The 19,752-nt window shown below is 60.1% G+C and carries 17 protein-coding genes; 2 read left to right on the top strand and 15 right to left on the bottom strand.

Annotated elements, in window-relative coordinates; genetic code table 11:
- Positions 1-136: 136 nt before the first annotated feature.
- The 13 genes from BLU76_RS28550 to BLU76_RS28490 all read right to left on the bottom strand — a co-directional run bounded on the left by BLU76_RS28550 (position 137) and on the right by BLU76_RS28490 (position 14,126).
- On the bottom strand, positions 137-1,354 hold the full coding sequence (locus BLU76_RS28550) for a CoA transferase (RefSeq protein ID WP_092225460.1): 1,218 nt from the start codon (positions 1,352-1,354) through the stop codon (positions 137-139).
- Positions 1,354-3,024, bottom strand: coding sequence for an acyl-CoA dehydrogenase family protein (locus BLU76_RS28545; protein WP_092142460.1), 1,671 nt, complete (start codon positions 3,022-3,024; stop codon positions 1,354-1,356). The genes BLU76_RS28550 and BLU76_RS28545 overlap by 1 nt, the downstream gene beginning before the upstream one ends.
- 17 nt (positions 3,025-3,041) lie before the next feature.
- Complete coding sequence (locus BLU76_RS28540; RefSeq protein WP_218190256.1) at positions 3,042-3,941, bottom strand: HpcH/HpaI aldolase/citrate lyase family protein; 900 nt, start codon at positions 3,939-3,941, stop codon at positions 3,042-3,044.
- Positions 3,938-4,795, bottom strand: a complete 858-nt coding sequence (locus BLU76_RS28535) for an HTD2 family dehydratase (protein WP_092225458.1) — start codon at positions 4,793-4,795, stop codon at positions 3,938-3,940. Before BLU76_RS28535 ends, BLU76_RS28540 begins: the two co-directional genes overlap by 4 nt.
- The gene (locus tag BLU76_RS28530) at positions 4,788-6,305 is read right to left on the bottom strand and encodes a 3-hydroxyacyl-CoA dehydrogenase (protein WP_092225456.1); all 1,518 of its coding nucleotides are present in this window, start codon (positions 6,303-6,305) and stop codon (positions 4,788-4,790) included. The genes BLU76_RS28535 and BLU76_RS28530 overlap by 8 nt, the downstream gene beginning before the upstream one ends.
- Before the next feature lie 2 nt (positions 6,306-6,307).
- Positions 6,308-7,078 carry an enoyl-CoA hydratase-related protein gene (locus BLU76_RS28525; RefSeq protein WP_092225454.1) on the bottom strand — a complete coding sequence of 257 codons (771 nt, stop codon included), beginning with the start codon at positions 7,076-7,078 and terminating at the stop codon, positions 6,308-6,310.
- On the bottom strand, positions 7,075-7,857 hold the full coding sequence (locus BLU76_RS28520; protein WP_092225452.1) for an enoyl-CoA hydratase/isomerase family protein: 783 nt from the start codon (positions 7,855-7,857) through the stop codon (positions 7,075-7,077). The genes BLU76_RS28525 and BLU76_RS28520 overlap by 4 nt, the downstream gene beginning before the upstream one ends.
- Positions 7,857-9,059 carry an acetyl-CoA acetyltransferase gene (locus BLU76_RS28515; protein ID WP_092225450.1) on the bottom strand — a complete coding sequence of 401 codons (1,203 nt, stop codon included), beginning with the start codon at positions 9,057-9,059 and terminating at the stop codon, positions 7,857-7,859. Before BLU76_RS28515 ends, BLU76_RS28520 begins: the two co-directional genes overlap by 1 nt.
- Before the next feature lie 6 nt (positions 9,060-9,065).
- Positions 9,066-10,544, bottom strand: coding sequence for a hydroxymethylglutaryl-CoA synthase family protein (locus BLU76_RS28510; RefSeq protein WP_218157838.1), 1,479 nt, complete (start codon positions 10,542-10,544; stop codon positions 9,066-9,068).
- A 10-nt stretch (positions 10,545-10,554) separates the two neighbouring features.
- Complete coding sequence (locus BLU76_RS28505) at positions 10,555-11,460, bottom strand: alpha/beta hydrolase fold domain-containing protein (protein ID WP_092225448.1); 906 nt, start codon at positions 11,458-11,460, stop codon at positions 10,555-10,557.
- The gene (locus tag BLU76_RS28500; RefSeq protein ID WP_092225494.1) at positions 11,460-12,188 is read right to left on the bottom strand and encodes an SDR family NAD(P)-dependent oxidoreductase; all 729 of its coding nucleotides are present in this window, start codon (positions 12,186-12,188) and stop codon (positions 11,460-11,462) included. Before BLU76_RS28500 ends, BLU76_RS28505 begins: the two co-directional genes overlap by 1 nt.
- Positions 12,189-12,190: 2 nt before the next feature.
- Positions 12,191-13,003: an enoyl-CoA hydratase/isomerase family protein gene (locus BLU76_RS28495; RefSeq protein WP_170867334.1), complete on the bottom strand. Its 813-nt coding sequence runs from the start codon at positions 13,001-13,003 to the stop codon at positions 12,191-12,193.
- A 340-nt stretch (positions 13,004-13,343) separates the two neighbouring features.
- Positions 13,344-14,126: a TetR/AcrR family transcriptional regulator gene (locus BLU76_RS28490; protein WP_139197637.1), complete on the bottom strand. Its 783-nt coding sequence runs from the start codon at positions 14,124-14,126 to the stop codon at positions 13,344-13,346.
- 291 nt (positions 14,127-14,417) lie between these two features.
- On the opposite strand from BLU76_RS28490, the gene BLU76_RS28485 reads away from it, so the two are divergent.
- Together BLU76_RS28485 and BLU76_RS28480 are read left to right on the top strand one after the other, a co-directional pair.
- The gene (locus tag BLU76_RS28485) at positions 14,418-15,179 is read left to right on the top strand and encodes an SDR family NAD(P)-dependent oxidoreductase (RefSeq protein WP_072339383.1); all 762 of its coding nucleotides are present in this window, start codon (positions 14,418-14,420) and stop codon (positions 15,177-15,179) included.
- Positions 15,180-15,380: 201 nt separating this feature from the next.
- On the top strand, positions 15,381-15,866 hold the full coding sequence (locus BLU76_RS28480; protein ID WP_063321836.1) for a MaoC family dehydratase: 486 nt from the start codon (positions 15,381-15,383) through the stop codon (positions 15,864-15,866).
- 235 nt (positions 15,867-16,101) lie between these two features.
- On the opposite strand, the gene BLU76_RS28475 is transcribed toward BLU76_RS28480, so the two are convergent.
- A complete protein-coding gene (locus tag BLU76_RS28475; protein ID WP_218190255.1) occupies positions 16,102-18,597 on the bottom strand; it encodes an efflux RND transporter permease subunit in 2,496 nt (831 codons plus the stop codon).
- Between the two features lie 31 nt (positions 18,598-18,628).
- Complete coding sequence (locus BLU76_RS28470) at positions 18,629-19,750, bottom strand: YCF48-related protein (protein WP_092225445.1); 1,122 nt, start codon at positions 19,748-19,750, stop codon at positions 18,629-18,631.
- Positions 19,751-19,752: the final 2 nt, after the last annotated feature.

Here is a 19,752-nt window from a genome sequence, read left to right as displayed (position 1 = left end):
GCATGAGACGCGTGCGAAATAAGACAGGCGATGACTGGGGGGCTCTCTTACGACTGCACGACCTGACAACCATGAGCAAGATGGTCGTTTGGATCTCCTGCAGTTATCCTCGCCCGACGTTGACGCGGACACATCCCTACCGATGTGCGATACGCACCAATCCCTGGTCATGCAACGCGCCGAACTCGCTACTGCTCAACCCCAGCACGTCCATCAACACCGCCTCGGTATCAGCCCCCAATTGAGGTGCCGGCTGCGGCGTGCGGTAGTGGCCGTTGAAACGCAGGGGCATGCCGGGGGTGAGTATTTGGCCGATGCCGGGTTGCTCCAGCATTTTGAACAAGGGGTTTTGCTCGGAGCAGGACGGGTCTTCTTCGAGCAGTGTGCTGATGCTCTGGTAGTGGCTCCAGCACACGCCGCTGTCTTCAAAGAGGGCGGTTATCTCTTCCAGGGTGCGCTCCGCCACCCAGGGGCTGACCAATGAGGCCAAGGCCTCACGGGCGTGGAAACGCTCACCTTCGCGATTTAGATCGACCTGTAGGTGTCGACCCAAGGCCGCCACCTGTTCGGTGATAGCTGTGACCTCGCAGAGGCTGCGCCACTGTTTGAGGGTCAGACCAACCACCATAATGCGCTGCCCGTCACGGGTCACGAAGTCGCGGCCAAAGGCGCCGAACAAGTCATTGCCGTGGCGTTGCCGTTGTACGCCGCGCTGGGCTTCGGCAAGAAAGCCCAAATGGCCCATCACTGCCAGCGCCACATCTTCCAGAGCCAGCTTCACCTGCTGACCAATGCCCTGCCGGCTGCGCTGACGCTCAGCAGCAAGTAGCCCAACGGCCGCCATTTGTCCAGTGATCAAATCCCAGGCTGGCAGCACATGGTTGACCGCGCCATCGACGTCTTGGGGGCCGGTGAGATAGGGCAAACCAATGCGCGGATTAATCGTGTAATCAACCGCCGAGCCGCCATGTCGATCGCCCTGAATGGTCAACTGAATCAGGTCCGCGCGCTGGGCACGCAGGGTGTCGTAGTCCAGCCAGCCTCGGGGCGGAAAGTTGGTCAGCAGCATGCCGGCATCCGTGCCCGGCGCAGTGATCAGAGCCTGGGCCAGCTCACGGCCCTCGGGGCGATTGATATCAATAGCCACCGAGCGTTTGCCTTTATTGAGACCGGCCCAGAACAAGCTGGTGTCGTCGTCGGTGACCGGCCAGCGGCGATAGTCCAGGCCGCCGTCGAGACCGTCGACGCGGATCACATCGGCCCCCATCTGCGCCAGGGTCATGCCACCTAGCGGAGCGGCGACAAAGGCCGATACCTCAATTACGCGCATGCCCTTGAGAATTGCCTCGCTCATCAGGCGACCTCGGCTTTCAGTGCGGCTTCCAGCAGGCTGCGGCCAATGACTTTCAACGCCAGGGTTTCTTCGGCGCCCTCAAAAATTGACAGCACCCGTGCGTCAACAAAGTAGCGGCTCACCGCCACTTCCTCGGCATAGCCCATGCCCCCGTGAATCTGCAGGGATTCGCGCGTCACCATTTCCGCGCTGCGGCAGGCAAACAACTTCACCAGGCTTGCTTCCATTCGGCCCTCGCCCTGAGCCAGCATGCGTCCCACCGAATAGGTGAGATAACGGCTGGCGACATAACGTGCAGCCATTTTTGTCAGCTTGGCGCCGGTCAGCGGATAATCCGCCAGTGGGGCTCCGAACACCTTGCGCTCCGTCGCATATTGCAGCCCCGCCAATAGAGCCGCCCGCATCACGCCGCTGGCCCGTCCGGCCGTTTGCATACGCCCGCCTGTCATCCCCGCCATGGTGTAGTAGAAACCTCTGCCCAGGCCCTGAGTCTCGCCAATCACATTACCGTCGGGCACAAAGAAGTCCTCGAACGACAGATCGAACGAATGCATGCCACGGTAGCCGATGGTAGGAATTGCCCGCCCAGTAAGGCGCCCTCCCCCCGGTTGACGAAAATCAAAGTCATGGCCGTCGTAACTAGGCTTCTCCGCCAGCAACAAACTGAGGCCGCGGTGCCCCAGTTTTTTGTCGGGATGAGTACGGGCGACCACCATCAGCACCCCTGCCTTTCCGGCAAAGGTACACCAGGTTTTCGCTCCATTCAGGCGCCAGCCGCCCTCGCAGGGAGTTCCTCGCAGGGTCAGGTTGGCCACATCGGAACCATAATCAGGTTCGGTAATTGCAATCGCGCACAACGGCTCTCCCACAGCCAGTCGCGCAAGCCAGTGCTGCTTCTGGGACTCAGTGCCGCCGCTGAGTAGCGCTCTCGAGAGAATTTCCGGACGAGTGATCAGGCTGCCTGCTGCAGCCAGTGAAGCCTGAGACAGGGCCTCGGTGACCACAATCATGGTTAACGGATCTTCCTGATCGTCTGGAGCGCTGCCGCCGTACTGCTCGGGAATGGACAGCCCGAAGACGCCCATATCGCGCAAGGCTGCCAGCAAGCTGTCGGGGATGGTGAGGTCTTCGCGATGAATGTGCTCGGCAAGTGGTGCCACGGTGTCAGTAGCGAAGCGGCGGAACTGATCCTCAATCATCGACAGTTCGTCCCCCATCGCCACCTGACCGATCTGCTCTGGACGTTCTGCCATTAAACGCGCACTGTCATGCAGGGCAGCACTCGATAAAACACTACGACGCAATGCACGCAGTCTAGGGTCTGCCGCGATGGCATGCAGGGCGCTATCAGCCAGATCCAGCTCTGCACAAATTGCCTCCAAGCGATTGCGCACCAAGGTGATGGCCTCCACAGCAAACACCAAAATCAGGCGTCGATCCACCGCGCTAGTACCGGCATCAATGGCCTGCAATGAACGCTCGGCGGCCAACAATTCGGCACTGGCCCAAGCGAGTTCGAAAGTCGGTACTTGCATCAGGTCCAGCAGGTCAGCATCCAATTGCTGGCCCTTGGTGCAGCGTGAAGCCAAGGCACTGGTGGCCTGCTCCAGTACGCCGCGCAACTGTAACAGCAGGCCCAGCAAATCGTTGGTAGCGGTAATTGGCAGCATAGGTCGAACTCCAAACATTATTTAGCTGGCAGTCGTTGGCAGTGAATGGCAGACATGTGGCGGGTCAGCAGCTCTCGGGCACGGGCGACGATCGGCGCATCGATCATCTTGCCGCGGAAGGCAAAGGCGCCTCGCCCCTCGGCTTCGGCACAGGCATACTCAGCCAGCAGAGCGACGGAGTATTCAACCTCGGCATCGCCAGGAGAAAACACCTCGTTAAGCACTGCCACTTGCTCAGGGTGAATGCAGAAGGCGCCGATCATTCCCAGCTGCCGCCCCAGTACGAGGGTCTGACGAAAACGTGGGATGTCACTGAAGTCGGCAATCGAGCCTGGAAAACCAAAGGGCAGAATTCCTGCGCGGCGGCAGGCAAAGGCCACCTGCTGGTTGGGCCACAGTAACGTTTCCGGCACAGGTTCCATTCCCGCGGACACGGAAAAATCTTCCGGGCCCAGGCTCATGCCCATCAGCCGTGGCGAGGCCGTGGCAATTTCATCCAGTAAGGGCAACGCCGCTACGTCTTCGATCTGCGCGAGGATCAGCGTTTGTCCCACGACCATACCGCGCTCGGTTTCCAAATGGTCCAGTTGCAAGGCCACGTGGCGCACCACCTCGGCAGAGGCCACTTTGGGCAGCACCACGGCACAAACGGCTGGGCTGACAATTGCCTGCAAATCCAACACCCCGCCGCTATCGAGCGTATTGATACGCACCAATACATCCAGGCCATGGTTGGAGATGTTCTGTGCGGCGCTGCTGGCAGCGTCGCGAGCTTGTGTCTTTTGCCCGGGAGCAACACTGTCTTCGAGGTCTAGGATGCAGGCATCAGCGTTTCGCTCATGGGCTTTTTCAGTGAACTTGCCAATATGTGCGGGGACAAACAGCAGCGAGCGCCACATTGGGAATGCACGACTCATTGCGACACCTCCACGTTGGCGGTGGCGATCATGGTGACAAAGCCATCCTGGTTCTGCGTCCACAGATCAACACGATCGCCACTGCGTTTGCTGCACAGCAATAAGTGGTCAGTGTCGAACACCGGGCGCACAGCACGAAAACCAAAACTGCTTACCCGTACCTCGGGCATTTGTATCGTCACCTGCTCGGCCAGTAAGGTCGCCAACAATGGGCCATGCACCACCAGCGCCGGATAATGCTCCTGCCGCGTGGCGTAGTCGCGATCGTAGTGAATGCGGTGACCGTTGAAGGTCAGCGCGCTGTAGCGAAAGAGCAGTACCGGGTCAGGTTGAAACGGCTGCTTGACATCCGCTTCATCTGGCGCCGGCTCGCCGGGCAGCGACGGGCTGGGGCCGTTGGCCATTTCCCGGTAGACCAAGTGTTGTTTCTCCACGAGACAGCGTCGTCCCCGCTGGCTGATCTGATGTTCCAGGCTGACAAACACCAGGGCCCCGGTTTTTCCCTCCTTCAGCTCAACAGAAGTGACCACCGAGCGCTGTTCGGCCAGTTCGCCGATGCGCAATGGTCGCTCACACATGAACTCACCCGACGCCCACATACGTCGAGGCAAGGGCACCGGTGGCAGGAAGCCTCCGGTTCTGCCATGGCCGTCAGCACCCAGGTTGGTACGCTGGGCGCAGTCATTGAAGTACAGCCATTGCCAGGTAGGTGGCAGCGTCTCGCCTTGCATAGGCACCTGTTCGCGATCCAGCGTAGCGCTCAGCGCCTGGACGGCGAACGGCGCCAACAGTTCTTCACGCACACGCTCGCGGCCTACCCAGCCACGCAAGTAGTCGATATCAATTTCAGTCATCGCGCGCTGTCTCTGCGGTGAGTAACGAGAGCCCCAATGCCGCGCGCCGGGCCAACCAGGGGCTGGGGCGGTAACGCGGGTCACCGCTGAGCTCATGCATGCGAGTAAGAATGTTCATCACCCGCTTGCCACCAATGGCATCGCCAAGGCTTAGCGGTCCTTGCGGGTAACCCAGACCAAGGCGCACCGCATCTTCGATGTCAGCGACGCTGGCGATACCCCGTTGAACAATATCGGCAGCGATATTGACGATAGTCGCCAACACTCGCTGGACAACGAACCCGCAGCTGTCGTTGATCACCGTCACTGGTGTGTCTTGTGCGGTCAGCATCGCCCAGGCGGCATCGCGCACCTCTGGACGGGTGACGCTGCTGAGCATCAGGGTACGGTGGTTTTCCAGGCCAGGCAGCGGGTCCACGGCCACCGTTCGGGTGGGGTCGAGACCGTGCACGGCGCAGTAACGCGAGACGTCATCGCCCCAGAACTGCACCAGCGATATATCCGCCTCATCAGGTAGATGGTGCAGCATCATGCCGACCTCCAACACCAGACCTTGCAGGCGTTCGTAGTCGTCGGCAGCCGGGTCCACCCAGACCAACAACTCGTGGTTGAGCGCAGGAACAGGCCGAGCAGGTGCCACCTGTTTTTTGAGGTTGTCGCAGTAGCGATACCAGCCTTCACCCGTCTTGCGTCCATAGAGGCCAGCACCCAGGCGCGGCGCGACCAGAGGCGATGGACGAAAACGCGGCTCTTGGTAAAACTGCTGGTAGATGGACTCCATCACCTTGCCGGAAACATCCAGCCCGGTAAGGTCGAGCAGCTCAAATGGGCCCATGCGAAAGCCACCGGCTTCGCGCATCAAAGTGTCGATGTCCTGTACCGAGGCCACCTGCTCCTCGAGGATGCGCAAGCCTTCGGTGTATAGCCCACGGCCGGCATGGTTAACCAGAAATCCCGGCTGGTCTTCGGCCACCACCGCGCGGTGACCCGCCCCCACTACCACTGACTGCAAGGCAGCGACTGTGGCGGGCGCAGTACGCACAGCGGCGATGACTTCGACGACCTTCATCAAGGGTACCGGGTTGAAAAAGTGCAGTCCGGCCACGCGTTCGGGACGGCGGCAACCGGCAGCGATATCAGCGATCATTAGCGAAGACGTATTGCTGGCCAGAATCGCCGTATCACCCAGCACCGCTTCCAGGGCACGGAACAACTCACGCTTGATACCGAGGTCCTCCACCACCGCTTCAATAGCCAAGTCGCAACCGGCCAAGTCTTCGATGTGTGTGCAGGCGGACATGCGCGCGATAATCGCGTCGCCTTGCTCGCGGCTGTAACGTTCTTTGCTAACAGCCCTGTCGATCAGGTCACGGACAAACTCGATGGCGCTCTGCGCGGCGCCCTCGACAGCGTCATAACAACGCACCGAATGGCCGGCTTGGGCGAATAACTGAACGATTCCGCGGCCCATGGTGCCGGCGCCGATCACGGCGATACTGTGGATACTCATATTTAGTTTCCCGTGTAACGCGGCGGGCGTTTATCAAGGAATGCACGCATGCCTTCGGTTTTGTCCTGCGTGTCGAACAGCAGTAGGAATTCGCGGTTTTCCAAGGCCAGTGCAAGGTCCAGCGATTGATCGGCGCCCAGTGCCAACACCCGTTTGATTGCTCGCAAGGCCTTGGGCGGCATGGTTGCCGTGGCTTGGGCGAGGACGATAGCGCGCGCCAAGGCGCTGCCCTCCGTCACCAACTCGCTGACCAAACCCAACTGGCTAGCGCGCTCGGCGCTGAGCAGTTCACCGGCCAACAGCATCAGGCTGGCCACTGGTTTACCCACGGCACGCAGCAAACGCTGAGTACCGCCAGCGCCGGGCATAATGCCCACCCTCGCTTCGGGCTGACCGAAGCGCGCCGAGTTGTCGGCGACCAGGATGTCGCACATCATCGCCAACTCGCAGCCCGCCCCCAGGGCAAAGCCGCTGACCGCCGCAATCAGCGGCTTCTGGCTTTTCGCCACAGGCGCCCAGTACTGGCCCAGGTCCAGCTCCGCCACTTGTTGGGCGTCTTTATCCACCAGCAGATTGAGATCGGCGCCAGCGGCGAACACGCTATCACCGCCGGTAATCACGATCACCGCCACACCGTTGTCACGCTCCAGTTCCTGCATGGCGCTGGCGATGGCGGCACGCATGCTGAGGTCCAGTGCATTGCGCTTTTCAACACGGTTCAGCCGCAAGATAGCCACCGCGCCATTGCGCTCTACCACCACCGGTGCGCTCATACGAGGTAGTCCACGGTGCTGGTGAACTGCGGCTCGCGCTTCTCTGCAAAAGCGGCAAAACCTTCGCGAAAATCGGCACCGAGCAACAGCACCGCCTGGTCGTCTTCCTCGCGCTGCAGCTCTTCGGCCAAGCTCGCCGACGGGTGATCCAGGCGATTTTTCATTCGAGAAAACGCGTCGCGCGGTAAACGACTCATCCTGCACGCCAGGCTGACTGCTGAGTCCATCACATTTAGACCAACACATTCATCCGCCAAACCCGCGACGACGGCCTCCTCGGCGGATATGTATTGGCCGTGGGTCAGCATGCGCTTTGCTTCGGCGACACCCACTCGGGCAGGTAGTGTTCGCAGCAATCCCCAATCGGGAGAGAGACCCAGCTTCAGAAAAGGGAACAGAAACCGAGTCTTGGTGCCGGCGAGCACAACGTCTCCCAGCAATGCCAGTCCAACCCCCGCTCCTGCACAGATTCCTTCTACTGCCGATATGACAGGCATCGGGAATTGCCCCAACAAACGGCAGAGCTGATGGATGTGCTGCATTCGCTCACGCGCACCGGACTCGTCCAGATCGGCCATGGTCGCGATGTCGCCACCAGCGGAAAACATTCCTCCAACGCCTCCCAAGATAATGGCTCGACAAGCCGCCTGCTCACGCGCCTCAGTCAACGCATCGATGAGTGACTGGCGTACGTCATGGTTTATCGCATTGCGCTTCTCGGGGCGATTAATCAGCAACCGCCGGACGCCGGGGGCGGGATCATCAATCAGGATGGCCATCAGTCTTCTTCTCTACCAATGATGGAAATCGAGCAAACGTTCTGTGATGGCTGCCCGCCAAGGTTGTGAATCAACCCAGTACGCGGGTCTGGCAACTGTCGCGGACCGGCGCGCCCTTGTAGCTGCAAGTAGATTTCGTAGAGCATGCGGATCCCGCTGGCGCCAACCGGGTGACCGAAGCACTTGAGACCGCCGTCAATCTGGCAAGGCGCTCGGCCTTCAGCGTCGAAGTCGCCATCCAGTACGTCGCGCACCGCCATACCTGGCTCAGAGAGAAACAGATCCTCCATGGTCACCAACTCGGTGATGGAGAAGCAGTCGTGTACCTCAGTCAGACTGATCTGTTCGCGTGGCCGGGTGATGCCGGCTTCGGCGTAGGCTTTCCTGGCAGCAATGCGGGTGGTATGCACATAGCTGCCATCCCAGCCATTGCCCTGCATTTCCCAACCGTTGGAGACCGCCACTTGCAGGGCCTTGAAGGTCACCAGATCGGTCTTGCCCATGGCCCTGGCAATGTCCGGGCGGGTGACGATCACTGCCGCTGCCCCATCGGAAACCCCACAGCAATCAAACAAGCCCAGGGGCTCAGCGATGATCGGCGCCTTCAGGCACTGCTCTTCAGTGATGATTTTGCGCAGGTGCGCCTTGGGGTTTTTGGCACCGTTGGCGTGGCTTTTGACCGACACATGGGCGATGGCCCGTTTGAGTAGCTGCGGGTCAACGTTAAAACGCGCCTGGTAAGCCGAGGCCAGTTGAGCGAAATTGGCCGGGGCCACGGCGCTGGGGTACCACTGCGGAATATAGGTACCGACTGTTGCTACCGGCAGGCCGCCGTAGCCGGTGTCTTTCAGCTTTTCCACGCCCAGGGCCAAGGCGATATCGCAGGCGCCAGAGGCCACCGCATACACCGCCGCGCGAATGGCTTCCGAACCTCCGGCGCAGAAATTTTCTACCCGAGTTACACCAATATTTGGCAACCGCAAGGCAATGCTCATCGGTGTACCGCCACGGCCGGTGCCCACATCTTCCATGTGGGTGGAAAACCAGGCGGCGTCGATTTGCTCCGGGGAGATGCCTGCATCAGCCATGGCCTCACTGTAAGCCTCGACCATCAAATCTTCCGGGCTGGCGTCCCAACGCTCGCCGAAGCGGCAGCAGCCCATGCCGAGAATCGCAACTTTGTCTTTGATACCAATGGGCATGACGAATTACTCCAACGGCGCTTGCGGCGCGGGGGTGTGAACGGGGGTGGCTTTCCAGAAGTAGCGCTTGAAACCGCGCAGGTCGTCGATGTCTTTGATGCGAAAGACCATCTCCACCTCGAGCGCGGTCTGCACTTCGCCCTTGGCGACGTCGGTGAATTCCATCAGGATGCGACCGCCCCCCTCGAAGTCGATTTGCCCGTAATGATGGGGCGGCGCCATATAGGACGACAGCGACTCGGCGGACCAGCTCAGCACCCGGCCAAGGCGGTCAGCCAGGGGATGGGCGTCCTGCGTATCCAGGGCGGCGGCATCGGGGGTGTAGGTCAGCCGTGAGGGTGGGAAATGCACGTCACCACTCACACGGCAACGCCCGGCCACCAGGCCGAGAATGGCGCGACGATGGCGATAGGCTGTGCTCAGCGCGGTCTTTTTGTCTTGCTCACCGCGCACACCGCGCTCCAGTTGCAACTGGCCCTTGTAGGTGAGAAAGCGCGTATAACTGAGCTCTTCACGGCCACGGGCCAGCCAGCCGGACACGCCACGGCGAGCGGTGAAGTGTTTGATTTCATCGGTCACCCGCAGTACCACGGCGCGAGCACCGCTGCCAAATTGGGCGAGCACGATCACCTGCCCCGGCTCGGCACTTTCCAGGACATTGGCCAGCAGCAACAGGCCATGGCCGACGCCAGTGTTACCCACTTCTGCCGCCAGGCCATCGACCACCGCTTCGGCAGGGATGCCACAGGCCTGGGCCAGTTGCGCATCCATCTTCGCCAGCGAGGTGGGGAAGATGAAATGTGCCACCGCTTCGGCGTCCACGCCGCTGTCGCTCAGGGCGCGTTTGATCACCTGGGGCATGCAGCGACTAACGCCTTCATCACGCACCCAACGCTCTTCGCCGAAATAATCGATCTCGCGGCCAGTGAGGCGGAAGTGGTCGATAAAGTCGACGCTCGACGCCGCCTGGCCGAGCACTTCTGCGATCACCTGTTCACGACCGAACAACAGCGCGGCAGCGCCATCACCGTAATCCAGCTCCTGCGCGCTGGCGGCGCGGGTGCGGCGGTTGTCGGCGGCTGTCAGCAACACAGTGCCTGGGGCGCTAGCGGCACTGGCCAAGGCTTGGGAAAAACCGGCCAGGGCCGCGCACTGCGAGCCGGTGACGTCACTGGCGCCAGTGTACTCACCCAGGTTTAGCGCTTCGGCAACCACTGCCGCGTTGAGGCGCTCGGCAAACGGCAGGGTGCACGAAGCGAGAATCACCTCGCGCACTCGGCCCTGCAGGTCCTGTCCGCCCAAGGCATCGCGTGCAGCCGCGACCGCCATGGTAATGCTGTCCTCATCCCAGTTGGCCATGGCGCGATGGCCACGGGCTTTGCCTTTCAGCTCGGGGGCGTACCAGGCATTGGCCGCTACCACGGCTTGCCGGCTCAAACGCAGGCGCGGGATATAGGCGCCGAATCCGGTGATACCGATACTCACAGTGCAGTCCTCATTTTAGGTTCCAGTGCTTGCGTAAAAACGCACCGATGCAAGCGATGGCCTCGCGTGCTTCCGCCAGCTCGGCGGCGAATTGTTGGAAAACGTGGAACATTTGCGGCCATACCTGCAACTCAACCGCAACCCCAGCTGCGCGGGCCTTGGCGGCAAACAGAGTGCTGTCGTCCAGACCGGTTTCGCGGTCGCCGACTTGGAGCAGCAACGGCGGCAAACCGGTCAGATCGCCGTGCAGCGGCGAAGCCAAAGGGTCGAACGGATCGCCGTCCTTCCCCAGATACTGCGCGGCCAGGGCAACAATCATTGGGCGTTGGTGAATGGGGTCAGACTCGGCCCGGGTCAGGTAGCTTTCGCCACTGGCGCTGAGGTCGGTCCAGGCCGACAGCAACACAGCGGCGGCCGGCAGCGGGCGGCCTTTGTCGCGTAGGGCCAGCAAGGCCGCGGCGGCCAACCCACCACCCGCGGAATCCCCCGCGATGGCCAGTTGATCGGGTTCAAAACCCTGGGCCACCAACCAGTCGTAGACCGCAAGTACATCAAGCAGGGGTTCGGGAAAACCATGCTCAGGCAGCAGGCGATAATCGACACCCAGGATCCTGCAACCCGCGGCCACAGAAAGGCGCACCATCAGGTCATGGTGAGAGGTGAGCGAGCCCATTTTGAATCCGCCGCCATGCAGATAAATCAACACCTGCTGCTCGGCGGCACCGGACGTTTTGATCCAGCGCACCGGCACACCGTTGGCCCTGGCGTCTTGGGTTTCACACGTCAGCTTATCGGCCCAAAACAAGTCATCCCAATCGCGGCGCAGGGTTTCAATCGGCGTGTACCGACGCCAGCGGCCGTACACGGTCTGGATGCGGGCAATTACCCGTTCCACCGCCTCGTTTTGACCGCGCATCAGCAACCCATCCCACCAGAGACACCAAGGGTTTCGCCGGTAATAAAACTGGCGTCACGACTGGCGAGAAACACCACGGCAGCTGCCACTTCATCCGGCTCGCCCAAGCGCCCCACCAGGGTGGAGGACTCCATGGCCGCCAACAATTTTTCACCGCCACGGTCGAGGGCTTTGCGCAGCAAAGGCGTATCCACTGGTCCTGGCGCGACCACATTGACAGTGATGCCATAACGGGCATTTTCCCGGGCAATGGATTTACTGAAGGCGATCACGCCGCCCTTGGCAGCGGCATACACGGCACCACCTTTGGAGCCCTGACGGCCAGCCTCTGACCCGACATTAATGATTCGCCCGTAGCCGGCCGCCTGCATCGCCGGTAGCGCGGCGTGGGTTGAGGCAAATACGCCTTCGAGGTTGACCGCCAACAAGTAGCGCCACTGCTCCACCGTGGTTTTGGTGAAGAAGTCATGCTGGTCATAGCCAGCGTTGTTAACCAAAATTTCGAATGGACCTAGCATGGTCACCACACGCTCTACTTCGAGCAGGTCGGTGACATCCAGGCGAACGGCCAGGCCGCCCACTTCATCGGCCAGCCGCTCGGCGCTGATCATATCCTGCGCGGCAATCACGACCTTGGCGCCCTCGGCTGCCAGACGCCGCACGATGGCTTCGCCAATACCTTTGGAACCGCCGGTGACAAAAGCCCGTTGACCGGTCAATGCACGCATGGTCATTGGCCCTCGAACTGCGCGGTGCGCTTTTCGATCACCGCCGCCAGCCCTTCACGCACATCACGGGTGCGGCACAGCTCGGCAACGGTACGGCTTTCTTCCGGCATCGCGGCATCGACGCCAAGACCAATGCCCGCCCACAGCAAACGTTTAGTCGCGGCCAAAGCCAGGGGAGCAGCCTCGGTCATCTGCTGGGCGTAGGCCATGGCGGTGGTCTGCAACTCAGCATCTGCGACGACTTGGTTGATCAAGCCCATTGCGAGCGCTTCCGGGGCTTTCACCACCGGGTTCATGAGCAACATTTCAGTGGCTTTGCGTGGTCCTACCAAGCGCGGCAAGGTCACCGACAAACCAGCGTCCGGCGCCATGGCCACGCGAGTGGCGCCGGCAAGAAACTTGGCTGACTCACCCGCGATCACCACATCTGCCGCACACACCAGCCCCATGCCGCCGCCACCCGCAGCAAAGCCCTGCACAGCGGCAATTACCGGTGCATCCAAATGGATCATGGCGCTGATGGCAGCCTGCAAATACACCGTGGCTTGGCGGATGTACTCCGGTAAATCGTCACCCTTGCCGACAAAGGTATGCACATCGCCGCCGGCGCAGAAGTTAGCGCCGGCCCCGGTGAGCAACACCACACGCACACGCCGTTCGCCATGACAGCACATTAGCGCCGCGATAAGGTCTTGCAGAGTGGGAATATCCAGACCATTGGCGGCGTCCGGGCGATTCAGGTGCAAGTGGGCAACGCTGCCATGCAAGCTCAGCAGCACGAAGCCGGAGGTGATCAACAGTTCAGGCTGGCTCATCAAAGGGCACTCAAATCAGGAATGAAAGGGTGTAGAGGGCTTTGTCGGTGTTGACCAACACCACCTTTTTTTGCGGGCCATGCGCAGGCCAACTGATTCGCGGCGCGCCAGACTGTTTCGGCCCGCAGGTTGGGCTCGAAGACCCTGACGTTGGCCGTCACGCGAATTTCGTCGCCACCGGTTTCAACGCTTCGTACTTTAGGGATGGAGGGCGCGCGTCCAATCGTCGTTTTGGACGAATTTCGTTCGAACCATTGGTCAATCGACCTTTGCGGGTCGAGGCGGAATCGGAATACCGCCCATCCCTCCCACGACAAAGCGCATTCCCTGTACGGAGACTTCAGCCTCGATGCTTTTGATCCTGGGAGATGGAGGCCTTAAGCGCGGTGGCAACTCGGCCCGTGACATACAGTTCGCCATGCAGGCGCGATTGAGGTGGCGCAGGGATGCCGGCAAGCCGCGAAATGCTGGATAGACACACCTCCAGGGCACGCGCTTCGGGCAATGCCTCGCCAGCGCAAACACCCTGCAACACGCAGAACATTGCCAAGCACGTGTTACGCAGGTCCTCAAACTGAAAAAAACCTCGCTGTTCACCTGTCTGCAGGATCGTTTCCAGCTCAGCGTCATACTGCGATCTCAGTTCGCTGACCTGCGCCCTACCCGCTTCATCAAGGCTACGAAAATCCAGCTGAACGATGCGGCTTTCAGCCCGCCTTGCGTAATGAAAGCTGACGTAGACGCTCACAAAGCGTTGCAACATCCGCACACTGTCCAAGCGCTTTGGGCGTTGTTCCAACCAGGTAGAAAGTAGGTCTTCCAAGAACTCACAGTGCACATCCAAGAGCAGTTGACCTTTACTTTCGTAGTGGGTGTACACCGAACCGGAGCGCACCCCGAGCGCCGCCGCGAGCTGGCGCAACGACATGGCCTCGAAACCCTTATCCGCCATCAGGCGCACAGCCTGTCTTTTGACTTCTTCCACCCTGCTCATATTTTTCACGCCCTCTGCTGATTTCTGAGGGCGCTCAGAGTCTGCGCGAGGTGTCTGGGTCAACTCGTCGGTTCCGACGGTTTTGCAGCGGGTGAAGAAAATTGTCCGACCGGGGGCATAATCGCTCAAGGACGGCGCTTACAAGCAATCCCCCATGGATTTCCAAAAGTGGATTGGCACGATGAAAAATTACTAACTGATTCATTGAGTTAGCTCGTCGCTGCGCCAGCTCGCCGGCGGCGATGCAGGCCGGTGCCAGCGGGCGTCCGGAAGCCTCGAAAGTGATGACGATAAAAAGCGATGGGCTGGCCGAGGCCCTATCTCGTCGGAAACGACGACAGGTAACCCGCCGTGAAGATTGAAAATAACCCAAACAAAACCCGGCGGCGGATAACCGGGAACAACAAACTGGAGTGCTCCATGAATCAGAATGTTCTGTTCATTACCGGTGCCGGTAGTGGCCTCGGGCAACTCAGCGCCAAGCGCGCGCTGTCCGATGGCTGGGCTGTCGCAGCCATGGACATCAACGAAGCCGGCCTCAACCAATTGGGCTCCTCACCCAGGCTGCTGAAGCTGGTAGTTGACATCACCGACCCCAGCGCTGTGGAAGCAGCGGTCGAGCGCTGCGAAACCGAGCTGGGCCCCATCACCCGACTGACCAACGCCGCCGCAATCATGCCGCTGGGGCTGCTGATGGAACAGCCGCGCGAGGTCATTCAGAACATCATGGCGATCAACTTCGGCGGCATGGTCAATCTGTCCAAGGCCGCACTGCCTAAGATGATCGCCCGTGGCCGCGGGGAGTTCGTCAGCTACGCCTCCATGGCGGGTCATTGGCCGATCATCTACATGGGTGCCTACAACGCCGCCAAACATGCAGTCACCGCCTACACCGAAGTGCTGTTCCACGAGACCCGCAACAGCGGAGTGCGCATCGTCTGCGTGTGCCCACCCATCGTTGCCACGCCGCTACTGGATCAAGCCAAATCGACGGTATGGCCAAAGATCTTCGACGTGTTCCCGCCTATTACCGCCGAAGTGGTACTGAACAAGATTGAGCGTGTACTCAAGGGCAACAAATTGTGGGTGTTTCCCGGACCGATGACTGCCATGTCCTGGAGACTGCGGCGCTGGATACCCAACATCCTGTGGTGGACTGTGCATCAGGTCGAAAAAATCTAAAGCTGTTGGGTGCGCTTCGCGCATCCGTCGGTCTGCGCTTGATAGCCTTGGTGCATACAGCCCCATGCATGGAGCGCGACCACCCTCACAGATTCGTCGGATGCGACGATACCGCCGCTCCCCGCTGTTTCCACAATAGCTGCCAGGCCGCTACGCATGGGCGTTGCGGACCTTTATTGAAACAGCGAAGGAGCACCATCGATGTCCGAAACCAATGCAGCAGAGTTTCCCACCCATAAGTTTGTCACCCATCGGCGCACCATCACCGAGACCGACATCGTCAATTTCGTCAACCTCACGGGCTTTCATGAGCCCTATTTCATCGACATGGAATACCTGAAGGCCAACATGTCCGGCGCCCACCAGAACCGCTTTGCCCCGGGGCCAATGATCATCTCCTACTCGATGGGTTTAGTCTCACCGATTCTGATGAAGGTTGTCGCCGACGTCCTCGAAGGCCATGCCGTGGGCAACTTTGCAGGCATGACTGGGCTGCAGGCACGCATTCATTCCGCCGCATTCCCTGGTGACACCTTGCACGTAGAAGGCGAAGCCAAGATCAAAGCCATCAGCAGTAGCGGCTTTACCATTCTCGACCTGCTGCACGTTACCAAAAACCAGCGTGGCGAAAAGGTCGTGGAATTCACCGAAACCGTACTGTTTCACAAACCCGGTACGACTGAGTAAACCGCACTACCCCGCTCGCCCCCCCCTACCTCGTCAGCGCATCAAGTTTTCGCGACATGGGCGGGTTGCCCGCGAGCGGCGGCAGAACCTTATGTTGCGGCCTGCTGTATCAACCTTGCCCTCCTGCCCTGACGGGCGATCTCGCTACGCGCATGCACCAGACTAGCTCGTGTCGATGCGCGTAAACGGACTTGCGCACCCATGCTGCATCGCCACAGCATAGGTGCGGAAAACGTCAGACAGATGCCCTCACACTCTCAGCACGGGTCGAATGGCCAGTCGCCTGAAGCCTTCCCATAGAATTGCCTTGCTCGGCAAAAGCCTTCGCCTGGAATACATGAAAATGCCGGCCATTAAGCAAAAAGTGCGACAGCGCGGGAATCAGCACCAGCGCAGCCAGCATGTTCCAGAGGAACATAAACGCCAGCAGGATCCCCATATCGGCCTGGAATTTGATCGGTGACCATACCCAGGTGACTACACCCACCGCCAAGGTGACGCCGACCAGGGCTACCATCTTGCCAGTAAATTGAATGGCCCGACGGTATGCCTGCTGCAGGGAAAGTCCCATACGCTGGCCTTCCAATTGGACGCTGAGCAGGTACAGGGCGTAGTCCACCCCGACGCCAACGCCGAGTGCAACCACTGGCAAGGTGGCCACCTTAAGGCCGATGTTCAACTGCACCATGAGCGCTTCGGCCAGCAGGGAAGTGAGCACCAACGGTAGGAGGGCTACCACTACAGCACGCCAGCTGCGGAAGGTCATCAGGCACAGCAAGGCAACGGCGAAATAGACGGCCAGCAACATTTCCAACTGCACACTTTTCACAACGATGTTGGTCGCCGCCTCGATGCCCGCACTGCCGGCAGCCAGCAAGAACTGGCGGTCCTTCACAGTGTGTTGTTCCGCGAACTCGCTTGCCACCTTCAGCACAGCCTCCAGCGTGGCGGCTTTATGGTCTGAAAGGTAGGCCAAAACAGGCATCAGTGAGCACTCGCTGTTGAGGAACTGGGAGTTCCACACCAAGGCATTATTGACCTGCGGCCAGAGAACCCCCTTATTGTCGCTGATCGTGAACCACTTCGGACTGCCTTCGAAACCACCAGAGGTGTAGGCTCGTACCGTATCGGCCAGCGAGGCGGTGGCCTGGACGCCAGGTACTTGGGACAGCTGCCGGGCAAGTCGGTCAGCCTCGATGAGAGCCTCGTACGAGCCACACTGGTCTGCGGGCGTCTTTATCATGACTGCAAACACATCGCTGGAGACGCCGAACCTCGAAGTAATGAAGGCATTGTCTCGGTTGTAACGCGAGTCGGGACGTAGCTCAGGACTGCCGGCGTGCAGATCGCCCACCTGCAGTTTGCTGCGCTCTACCAACGCCAACACCGTAAGGCCCAGCGCCACGGCAATCGCCAGGACAGCCCAGCGGCGCTCGGTGAAACGGTCGAGGCTGTTCCAAACCCGATCGATGCCCAGCTTATGGATAGTCGTATCGTGCTCGATGATGTGTCGACGCGCCGCTTCCTGGCTGATACCGGTAAACGACAGCAGCACCGGCAGCAGGATCAAGTTGGTGACCACCAGCATGGCGAAACCGAGACTAGCCGACAGTGCCAACTCGCGGATGATCGGAATATCCACCAATACCAGCACGGCAAAACCGACGCCATCGGCAATCAGCGCGATCAGCCCCGGCAGGAACAAGCGACGGAAGGTATAACGGGCAGCGACCCAGGGGTGGGTACCACGGGCGATATCCTGAGCAATGCCGTTCATTTTCTGAAGGCCGTGGGATACGCCAATGGCAAATATCAGGAAGGGAATCAGGATGGTGAAAGCGTCCAGGACACCACCGAAGGCGATCACCAGCCCCTGCTGCCAAAGCACCGCAATAACCGAACAGAGCAGCACCAGGGTGGTGCTGCGAACACAGCGGGTGTGGAAGTAGATGATCAGCGCCGCCACCAACGCGGCGACAATGAAGAACAGCATAACCTTGTAGATGCCATCGATCATGTCACCGGAGATTTTGGCGAATCCGGTGATGTAGATGCCGAGATCAGCCCCCTCGTACTTGACGCGAATGCGTTCGAGGGCCTCGGACAAGTCCTGGTAACTCAGCGGCTGGCCGTCCACGGTCGCCAGCAATGGAATCTCGATCATGCTGGAGTGATAGTCGGTGGAGATAAGACTGCCCACCACCCCCGCACGGGCGATGTTCAAACGCAGTTGTTCGATAGTCTCGGGAGAACCATCGAAGTTGCCCGGCATCACAGGACCGCCGACAAACCCCTCCTCGGTGACCTCGGTCCAGCGCACCACAGGCGTCCAGATCGACTTGACCCAGGTCCTGTCTACGCCCGGGATACGGAAGAGTTCATCGTTCATCTGGCCGAGCGTCTTCAAGTATTCGGCATCGAACACGTCGCCCTTGCGGTTCTCGACCACAAAGCGCACGGAGTCGCCGAGCCCGCGCAGCTGCTCGCGGTTGTCCAGAAAATTGCGAATGAAGGGATGACTGTGCGGCAGCATCTTGTCGAAGCTGGTGGTCACTGTCAGGTTACGTGCCTGCCAGGCTGAGAGCAGCGTGGCGATGACGCAAAAGGCAATGATGAGCAGCCGATGGTTGAAGATCATGCGCTCGAAAAAGTTGCCGGAAAGCCGGTTGAATAGCGCGGGATCACGGATGACGCTCATCAGTCCCGCGCCTTCATGCTTGCTGTCGATCATCAGGTTCTTCTCATTGTTGTAGAGGCAGCGATCAGAGGTCTTCGACCCTGATCCCCAAGGCACCGACAAGCGCCAGGCGGCTGTCGCCCAGCAGAACGGCACCGTAGTAAGGCATCGGCTGGCTCAGACGCAGCGGCTTGAAAATCTGGGCTCCGTCGTCACTCAACAGCGCCTCTCCACTCTGCGCGACTACAAGTAGACGCTGCGCGCCGAGCGGCAGTACCCGCATCAGATTGCTGCCCAGTGGCAACGTGGTGCGACTCCAGTTTTGCCCCTGATCCGCGCTGCGGAAGAAGCTACCGCGCATCCCATAGGCATAGACCTCGCCCTCGGTCGCAGTAACGCCGAACAAGGTGCCGTTGTAGGGCGTATCTATCGAGACGAAATGCTCGCTCTGTGCATCGCGACGCCAGACATGGCCCTGCTCTCCAGACAGGTACAGCTGGCCATTGCGTCCCGTGACAGCGTAGAAGTGCCACTCCTGTGGGTTATTGGTCAGATGCATCTGCGGAAGCCAGCTACGCCCACCATCCTCGGTAGCGAAGATGCGATTGAAGGTGCCGACCACATAGCCGTGAAGCTCGTCGGCAAAGTAAACGTCGAGAAATGGCTGGGTCTCATGATCGACCGCCAGCCGCTTCTCCTTCTCCAGGTAACCCGCCGCATCCGCTACTCGAGCGGCGCTCGCGGTATAGAAATCGATGGCCAGCTGGCTGGCCTGCAGGCCATCGAGCTGTTTCTGCCAGGTGGCTCCAGCATCATCGCTGTGCAGAATCACCCCACCGTGCCCTACGGCCCACCCTTGGGTCGCATTAGCAAAAGCAACAGCGACCAGATCCACACTTACCGGAACCTGCGCCTGACTCCAACTGCGCCCTTGATCGTCGGAAAACAGGATGGCTCCACGCAAGCCAACGGCGACCAGACGCTCACCGGCGCGGGTAATCGCCAGCATCGGACCGGCAGCCATGCGCTCGCTATGCACGGCAGCGACCTGTAGCGGAGGCTCGAACGCGTGCACAAAGGGCGTCGCCAGAGACAAGCAGACAAATAGCAGACGCCCGAGAATCGAGCGAGGCAGAGGGGCAGAATAAAACAGTATTCCAGCAAGCATGACAAACCTCACTTCAGGGCTTTCGAAACGCACACCCATCA

The sequence above is a fragment of the Pseudomonas sp. NFACC08-1 genome (assembly GCF_900106735.1).
GTDB classification, from domain to species: domain Bacteria; phylum Pseudomonadota; class Gammaproteobacteria; order Pseudomonadales; family Pseudomonadaceae; genus Aquipseudomonas; species Aquipseudomonas fluorescens_Q.
This window is presented reverse-complemented; position numbering and strand designations above follow the sequence as displayed.

Bases quoted from the DNA above. Each gene is read 5' to 3' on its own strand.
- BLU76_RS28550 (WP_092225460.1), bottom strand. From the start codon at position 1,354: ATGAGCGAGGCAATTCTCAAGGGCATGCGCGTAATTGAGGTATCGGCC.
- BLU76_RS28545 (WP_092142460.1), bottom strand. From the start codon at position 3,024: ATGCTGCCAATTACCGCTACCAACGATTTGCTGGGCCTGCTGTTACAG.
- BLU76_RS28540 (WP_218190256.1), bottom strand. From the start codon at position 3,941: ATGAGTCGTGCATTCCCAATGTGGCGCTCGCTGCTGTTTGTCCCCGCA.
- BLU76_RS28535 (WP_092225458.1), bottom strand. From the start codon at position 4,795: ATGACTGAAATTGATATCGACTACTTGCGTGGCTGGGTAGGCCGCGAG.
- BLU76_RS28530 (WP_092225456.1), bottom strand. From the start codon at position 6,305: ATGAGTATCCACAGTATCGCCGTGATCGGCGCCGGCACCATGGGCCGC.
- BLU76_RS28525 (WP_092225454.1), bottom strand. From the start codon at position 7,078: ATGAGCGCACCGGTGGTGGTAGAGCGCAATGGCGCGGTGGCTATCTTG.
- BLU76_RS28520 (WP_092225452.1), bottom strand. From the start codon at position 7,857: ATGGCCATCCTGATTGATGATCCCGCCCCCGGCGTCCGGCGGTTGCTG.
- BLU76_RS28515 (WP_092225450.1), bottom strand. From the start codon at position 9,059: ATGCCCATTGGTATCAAAGACAAAGTTGCGATTCTCGGCATGGGCTGC.
- BLU76_RS28505 (WP_092225448.1), bottom strand. From the start codon at position 11,460: ATGCGCGGTCAAAACGAGGCGGTGGAACGGGTAATTGCCCGCATCCAG.
- BLU76_RS28500 (WP_092225494.1), bottom strand. From the start codon at position 12,188: ATGCGTGCATTGACCGGTCAACGGGCTTTTGTCACCGGCGGTTCCAAA.
- BLU76_RS28495 (WP_170867334.1), bottom strand. From the start codon at position 13,003: ATGAGCCAGCCTGAACTGTTGATCACCTCCGGCTTCGTGCTGCTGAGC.
- BLU76_RS28485 (WP_072339383.1), top strand. From the start codon at position 14,418: ATGAATCAGAATGTTCTGTTCATTACCGGTGCCGGTAGTGGCCTCGGG.
- BLU76_RS28480 (WP_063321836.1), top strand. From the start codon at position 15,381: ATGTCCGAAACCAATGCAGCAGAGTTTCCCACCCATAAGTTTGTCACC.
- BLU76_RS28475 (WP_218190255.1), bottom strand. From the start codon at position 18,597: ATGATCGACAGCAAGCATGAAGGCGCGGGACTGATGAGCGTCATCCGT.
- BLU76_RS28470 (WP_092225445.1), bottom strand. From the start codon at position 19,750: ATGGGTGTGCGTTTCGAAAGCCCTGAAGTGAGGTTTGTCATGCTTGCT.